The organism is Intrasporangium chromatireducens Q5-1, from assembly GCF_000576575.1.
GTDB lineage: Bacteria > Actinomycetota > Actinomycetes > Actinomycetales > Dermatophilaceae > Intrasporangium_A > Intrasporangium_A chromatireducens.
Genome location: NZ_AWQS01000252.1, coordinates 1 through 5,334 on the forward strand (window position 1 = coordinate 1; position 5,334 = coordinate 5,334).

6 protein-coding genes are annotated in these 5,334 nt (G+C 69.9%); 5 read left to right on the forward strand and 1 reads right to left on the reverse strand.

Translation table 11 applies throughout. The annotated features are described in order from the left end of the window. Positions 1–43: 43 nt before the first annotated feature. On the reverse strand, positions 44–850 hold the full coding sequence (locus N864_RS18865) for an alpha/beta hydrolase (protein WP_034720827.1): 807 nt from the start codon (positions 848–850) through the stop codon (positions 44–46). A 161-nt stretch (positions 851–1,011) separates the two neighbouring features. Between N864_RS18865 and N864_RS18870 the strand changes: the two genes are divergently transcribed. The 5 genes from N864_RS18870 to N864_RS18890 are packed head-to-tail and all read left to right on the forward strand — an operon-like array spanning position 1,012 to position 5,284. Continuing rightward, positions 1,012–1,986, forward strand: a complete 975-nt coding sequence (locus N864_RS18870) for an ABC transporter substrate-binding protein (protein WP_034720828.1) — start codon at positions 1,012–1,014, stop codon at positions 1,984–1,986. Continuing rightward, positions 1,986–2,822: an ABC transporter permease gene (locus tag N864_RS18875; protein ID WP_034720830.1), complete on the forward strand. Its 837-nt coding sequence runs from the start codon at positions 1,986–1,988 to the stop codon at positions 2,820–2,822. The genes N864_RS18870 and N864_RS18875 overlap by 1 nt, the downstream gene beginning before the upstream one ends. Next, positions 2,822–3,595, forward strand: a complete 774-nt coding sequence (locus N864_RS18880; protein ID WP_034720832.1) for an ABC transporter permease — start codon at positions 2,822–2,824, stop codon at positions 3,593–3,595. The genes N864_RS18875 and N864_RS18880 overlap by 1 nt, the downstream gene beginning before the upstream one ends. Before the next feature lies 1 nt (position 3,596). After that, entirely contained in the window at positions 3,597–4,490 is an 894-nt protein-coding gene (locus tag N864_RS18885; protein WP_051518799.1) for an ABC transporter ATP-binding protein, read from the forward strand. After that, positions 4,487–5,284 carry an IclR family transcriptional regulator domain-containing protein gene (locus tag N864_RS18890; protein ID WP_034720834.1) on the forward strand — a complete coding sequence of 266 codons (798 nt, stop codon included), beginning with the start codon at positions 4,487–4,489 and terminating at the stop codon, positions 5,282–5,284. The genes N864_RS18885 and N864_RS18890 overlap by 4 nt, the downstream gene beginning before the upstream one ends. The last annotated feature ends 50 nt before the right edge of the window (positions 5,285–5,334 follow it).

Sequence of the window (5,334 nt, forward strand, 5' to 3'; positions counted from 1 at the left end):
ATGCCGCTGAGCCGGCTGAGCGGCATACGGCACCTCTCGCTCGTCAGCGCTTCGACAGGCTCTCGTGGACGAAGGCGATGACGTCCCCGAGCACCTCGTCCTGGTTGGTCTCGTTGAAGATCTCGTGCCGGGCGCCCGGGTAGGTCTTCGACGACGCGTGACGACCGCCCAGCGCGGCAAATGCCTTGCGGGACGGGCCGATCGGCACGAGCTGGTCCTCCTCGCCGTGCAGCCAGAGGATCGGCCCGTCGATCTGGCCCCCCTCGGTCACCGTGTGCATGGTATGGACGATCGCCTCGACCGTCGGCCGCTTGAACGGGCCGTGCCAGACGAGCGGGTCGGCGACATAGGCCTCGCCCACGGCGGGGTCCCGGCTCAGCGTCGACGGGTCGATCGGGGTGTCCGGGATCTGCTCGACTCCGAGCAGCGCCTCCGCTGCCGCCCACGACCCGAGGACCGGGCCCGACAGCACGACCGCTGACAGGCCGTCACCGAAGCGCTGCGCGTACCGGGCCGCGATGAGCCCTCCCATCGAGTGCCCGATGAGGACGATGGGCTGCCTCGGATGCTCCGCCCGCGCCCGACCCTCGAGGAGGTGGACGTCCTCACAGACCCGCTCGAAGTCCTCGATGAGGACCCGCTCGCCCTCGCTGCGCCCGTGGCCGACGTGGTCGAGGGCGTACACGACGGCACCGTCGTCGACGAGCCGCTGTGCGACGTGCTCGTAGCGGCCCGCGTGCTCGCCGTAGCCGTGCACGAGCAGCACGACGTAGTCCGCGCGGTCGCCCCGCCACCGCCGACCGACGATCGTGCCGCCGTGGCCTTCGTACTCCAGATCCGTCTGCTCCATGCCGCCACCATCCCGACAAACGCCGGCGCGGGCAAGACCGGCCGAGGGGTCGGACGCCGGCCGGGGGCCGAACAGACCATTGACCCGTCCCGGATCGACGGCTACGGTTCGACAACTGAACTCATGTTCGCCCTGCGAACTTCCAGATCAATGGAGACCTGATGCGTGCTTCTCTGAAGGCGGCCGCCGGCGCGGCCGCGGTGGCAGTCCTGTTGGCAGCGTGCGGCTCGAGCGGGTCGCCGACCCCGAGTGGCGGCGCATCGGGCGGCGGCTCCGTCGACCAGGTGAAGGTCGGCGTCATCCCGATCGTCGACGTCGCCCCGATCTACCTCGGCGCCAAGAAGGGCTTCTTCGACAAGCGCAACATCAAGGTCTCGATGGAGAGCGGCCAGGGCGGCGCCGCCATCGTCCCCGGCGTCGCGAGCGGCCAGTTCCAGTTCGGCTTCAGCAACGTGACCTCGCTCATCATCGCCAAGTCCAAGAACCTGCCGATCAAGGTCGTCGCGGCCGGCAACTCGTCGACGGGCGTCGACGGCAAGGACTTCAGCGCGATCGTCGTCAAGGCGGACAGCCCGATCCAGAGCGCGAAGGACCTCGCCGGCAAGACCGTCTCGATCAACACGCTCAAGAACATCGGTGACACGACCGTGCGCCAGTCGGTGCAGAAGGCGGGCGGCGACCCGTCGTCCGTCAAGTTCGTCGAGCTCGCCTTCCCCGACATGCCGGCCGCCGTCAAGGAAGGTCGGGTCGACGCCGCCTGGGTCGTCGAGCCTTTCGTGACGATCGCCAAGCAGCAGGGTGACCGCGTCATCGCCTCGAACCTCGTCGACACGTTCCCGAAGCTGCAGATCTCGACGTACTTCACGAGCGAGCAGACGGCCAAGTCCAACCCTGACCTCGTCAAGCGCTTCACCGAGGCGATGAACGAGTCGCTCACCTACGCCCAGGAGCACCCGGACGAGGCGCGGGACATCCTGTCGAGCTACACGAAGATCGACCCGTCGGTCGCCAAGGAGATGACCCTGCCGCTCTGGGAGCCCGGAGTGAACAAGGAGAGCCTGCAGAAGCTGGCCGACCTCGCGGCGCAGGAGAAGCTCATCGACAACAAGCTCGACGTCAACCAGCTGCTGAACTGATGACGAGCGCCACCGTCGAGTCCCGGCGGCCGGCGCCCGGCGGCACGGCGGGCCCCCGGCGAGGACGGCCCGTCCCCGCCGGGGTCCTCGGCGCGCTCGGTCTGCTGACCCTCGTCGCGGTCCTCGAGCTCGTGCCCCGGCTCGGCCTCGTCGACGACCGGTTCCTGCCGCCCTTCAGCTCGATGGTCTCGGCCCTCGTCGACGAGGCGGGCACGCCGACCTTCTGGACCGCCCTCGGCCAGACGCTGCGCGGCTGGGCGATCGGCCTGGCCGTCGCCCTCGTCGCCGGAGTCGTCCTCGGCATCGTCATCGGCAGCCTTCCCGTCGTCCGGGCCGCGACGAGCTCGACGATCGAGTTCCTCCGGCCGATCCCGTCGGTCGCGCTCATCCCGCTCGCCGTGCTGCTCTGGGGCAACGACATGAAGTCGACGCTCATCCTCGTCGTCTACGCCACCTTCTGGCAGGTGCTGCTCCAGGTGCTCTACGGCGTGCGCGACGTCGACCCGGTCGCCAGGGAGACGGCCCGGTCCTACCGGTTCTCGCCGCTCACCACGGTGCGCACCGTGACCTGGCCGACCGCCCTGCCCTACGTGATGACCGGCTTCCGGCTCGGGGCGGCCGTCGCGCTGATCCTCGAGATCACCGGTGAGCTCGTCATCGGCACGCCCGGCCTCGGCAAGGAGATCGGCGTTGCCCAGTCCTCCGGAGCCGTCCCCCAGATGTACGCCCTCGTCATCGTCACCGGCCTCATCGGCGTCGTCGTCAACCTCGTCGCCCGCTGGGGCGAGCGCCGGGTCCTGCGCTGGCACCCCTCGATCCGGGCGGAGGTCGGCTGATGAGCATCGTGCGCCGCGCCGTGCTCGCCCTCGGGCTGCCGGTCGTCCTCGTCGCCGCCTGGTGGTTCGCCACCGAGGGCAGCCAGAGCTTCTTCTGGCCCCCGCTGCGCGACATCCTCGGCACCTTCGCCGAGACGTGGTGGCCCGACCGGATCATGGGCGACGTCGTGCCGAGCCTGCTGCGGCTACTCGTCGGCTTCGCCATCGCCTTCGTCCTCGGGGTGGGGCTCGGGGTCGCGATCGGCAAGTCGCGGGCCCTGCGCGCCTACCTCGAGCCGGTCCTCGAGTTCTTCCGGGCCATCCCGCCTCCGGTGCTCGTGCCGATCCTCATCCTCTTCTTCGGCATCTTCAACACGATGAAGGTCGTCGTCATCGTCACCGGCTGCATCTGGCCGATCCTGCTCAACACCGTCGAGGGGGTCCGCAGCCTCGACGAGGTGCTCATCGACACGTCCAAGATCTACCGCCTCTCGAGGCGAGCCCGGCTCTGGTACAACATCCTGCCCGGAGCGAGCCCGCAGATCTTCGCCGGCGCCCGCCAGGCCCTCTCGGTCGGCATCATCCTCATGGTGATCAGCGAGATGTTCGCGGCGAGCAACGGCATCGGCTTCACCATCATCCAGTTCCAGCGAACCTTCGCCATCCCGCAGATGTTCAGCGGCATCATCGTGCTCGGCCTACTCGGCGTGGCACTGGCCCTCGTCTTCCGACTCGTCGAGACGCGGATCCTGCGGTGGTACCTCGGCCTCCGAGCCGCCCAACGAGGAGAGTGACATGACGAGCACCCCGACCAGCTCGGCCCCGAACGCGGCCGATCCCCAGCGCGACGGCACCGCGGAGCCGATCCTCGACGTCCGCGGCCTGCGCAAGATCTACGGCTCCGGCGACGGCGCCGTCGAGGCGATCCGCGACCTCACCTTCACGATCGCCCCCGGTGAGCTGACCTGCATCGTCGGCCCGTCCGGCGCCGGCAAGACGACGCTGCTCAAGTGCATCGCCGGCCTCCTCGACGTCACCGACGGCGAGATCCGGCTCGAGGGTGACCTCGTCACCGGCCCGCCGAAGGGGATGGCCATCGTCTTCCAGGAGTACGGGCGCAGCCTCTTCCCCTGGATGACCGTGTGGCAGAACGTCGAGCTCCCGCTCAAGGAGAAGAAGGTCCCCGCGGCCGAGCGCAAGCGGCTCGTCACCGAAGCGCTCGAGGCGGTCGGTCTCGCCGACGTGCACGGCGCCCACCCGTGGCAGCTCTCCGGCGGCATGCAGCAGCGCGTCGCCATCGCGCGGGCCGTCGCCTACGAGCCGCACATCCTCATCATGGACGAACCGTTCGCGGCGGTCGACGCGCAGACCCGCGCCGAGCTCGAGGACCTCGTCCGGGAGCTGTGGCACCGCCTCGGCGTCACCGTCCTGTTCGTCACCCACGACATCGAGGAGTCGGTCTACCTGGGCCAGCGGGTCCTCGTCCTGTCGAACCGGCCGACGGTGATCATGGAAGACGTGCGAATCGACCTGCCCGACGAGCGCGACCAGCTCTCGACCCGCTCGACGAAACGGTTCGCCGAGCTGCGGGCCCATGTCTACGAGCTGATCCAGCAGGCGAAGGGCGGCCGCCGCCCGGAGACCACCGCCCGCACCGATGAAGCCGGTCGCCGCGACGAGGCGGTGTGAGCACCACCACCGTCGGACCCGAGACCTCGAGCCGAGGGGCTGACTTCGTCCAGTCCCTCGAGCGGGGCCTCGCGGTCATCCGCGCCTTCGACAGCGAGAACCCGTCGTTGACGCTCTCGGAGGTGGCCCGCCGGACCGGGCTGACCCGTGCCGCCGCCCGACGGTTCCTGCACACCCTCGTCGAGCTCGGCTACGTCCGTAGCGACGGGCGGCTCTTCTCGCTCCGCCCGCTCGTGCTCCAGCTCGGCTACGCCTACCTGTCGGGCCAGACCCTGCCCGACGTCGCCCTGCCGCACCTGCGGGACTTCGTCGCGCAGGTCCACCAGTCGACGTCGGTGTCGGTGCTCGACGGCGACGACGTCGTCTACATCGCCCGCGCCGCGGCGAAGCGGATCATGGCGGTCCAGATCACGATCGGCACCCGGTTCCCCGCCCACCAGACTTCGATGGGCCGCGTGCTGCTCGCGTATGCCGACCCGGCCTGGCTCGCCGACTACCTGGCTCGCATCGAGCTCACCCCCACGACGCCGCTCACGATCACGTCCGTCGACCGCCTCGCCCAGGTCCTCGCGCAGGTGCGCCGCGACGGGTATGCGCTCGTCGACCAGGAGCTCGAGCTCGGGCTGCGGTCACTGGCCGTCCCGATCCACGATCCCTCCGGCGCCGTCGTCGCGGCCGTCAACACGTCGATGCAGGCGACGCACGGCGACGCGGACGAGCGCGCGGCGGAGCTGCTGCCGATCCTGCGCGCGACGGCAGACGCCATCGAGGCCGACCTTCGGCTCAACGGCTGAGGGCACGAAGGCGCGGTATGCCGCTGAGCCGGCTCAGCGGCATACCGCCG